1 protein-coding gene is annotated in these 1,401 nt (G+C 44.0%); it reads left to right on the top strand.

What is annotated here, in order from left to right:
• Nucleotides 1-49 precede the first annotated feature (49 nt).
• Nucleotides 50-1,196 (top strand): IS3 family transposase gene (locus ICC18_RS33300; protein WP_223193102.1). Its coding sequence is split into 2 segments (ribosomal slippage): nucleotides 50-324 and nucleotides 323-1,196, totalling 1,149 coding nucleotides; the frame shifts between segments, so codons are not numbered across the junction.
• Nucleotides 1,197-1,401 lie beyond the last annotated feature (205 nt).

The following is a 1,401-nucleotide window of genomic DNA, read 5'->3' as shown; positions in this document are numbered from 1 at the left end:
TATAATGCTACATAGAAACTAGACAGCAAAAAAGGAGTTTCTTAGTTGTATGTCATCCAAGAGAAGGAAGTTCACACCTGATGAAAAAGCACGTATTGTACTGGAAATTTTGAAAGAGGAAAAGTCGGTTGCTCAGCTTTCATCCGAACACGGTATCCATACGAATGTCCTCAACCGGTGGAAAGCGGAAGCTATTCAAAATCTTCCCCAGTTGTTTGTCGATGATCGCAAAGGCATCACTAAAATGAAAAATGACTATGAAAATCAGATCAATGAACTCTACGCTGAAGTCGGGAAACTATCCACCCAATTAGCGTGGCTCAAAAAAAAATCTGGCCTCTGAGATGCCTCGTGAGCAGCGTGTAGAACTCCTGGAATGGCAAGAATCTGAATTTCCTATCACCGTGCAAGCGGAGCTACTAAGCCTCAATCGCTCTAGCCTATACTACAAGCCGATCCCTCCATCCCCAGAGGAACTTCGCCTCAAGCATCGGATTGATGAGATTTACACAGAGCATCCGTTTCTAGGCTATCGGCGGATTGCGACCATTATGAACAGGGAAGGAGACAGAATTCACGAGAACACGGTCAGAACCTATATGCGGGAAATGGGGATCATGGCGATCTATCCAGGTCCCAACTTGAGCAAGCGAAACTTAGAACACAGGGTGTATCCCTACTTGCTGAAGGGATTGCAAATTACAAAGCCCAATCAAGTGTGGGGCGTAGACATCACCTACATTCGCATGAAGCGCGGTTGGATGTATCTCTTCGCCATTATTGATTGGTATTCACGTTATGTGGTGGATTGGCAGCTGGATCAAAGCCTAGAGATTGGTTTCGTTCTTGAGTCGATGAAACGCGCTTTGAATAGCCATATCCCCGAAATTATCAACAGCGACCAAGGTAGCCATTTTACGAGTTCACAGTATATTGATCTGCTGAAGGAGAACAAGGTACGCATTAGTATGGACGGTAAAAGGCGGGCTGTAGATAACATCATCATCGAACGATTCTGGCGCAGCTTGAAGTATAATGAGGTGTATCTGAACGACTATACGAGCCCCAGAGAAACGCGTGCTGGTGTTGCTCGATACATCCATCTGCACAATCATTATCTTCCTCACCAGTCCCTTCAAGACCAGACTCCTGAGTCTGTGTATAATAGAATGGTTAGCACTTCAAGAAACGTGTGAATAAAAAGAACAGGGACTAGCTCCCGCGCCTTCGCTTGAGCTACGTCCTCCACCTGTGGACATATAATGCATATCCAATCCATTCCATTTATGTAATCTGCATCACTTATCCAAAGCAATAAAGAAAAACATCTAATCCATACATGTGAATCATTTCACACCTTAAAGTTTAATAATATCTGTCTTGACATCTTGTAGCACCATA

It is taken from the genome of Paenibacillus sedimenti (assembly GCF_014534655.1).
GTDB lineage: Bacteria > Bacillota > Bacilli > Paenibacillales > NBRC-103111 > Paenibacillus_E > Paenibacillus_E sedimenti.
The sequence above is the reverse complement of the archived record's forward strand: the minus strand, read 5'-3'. Positions and strand labels throughout refer to the sequence as shown.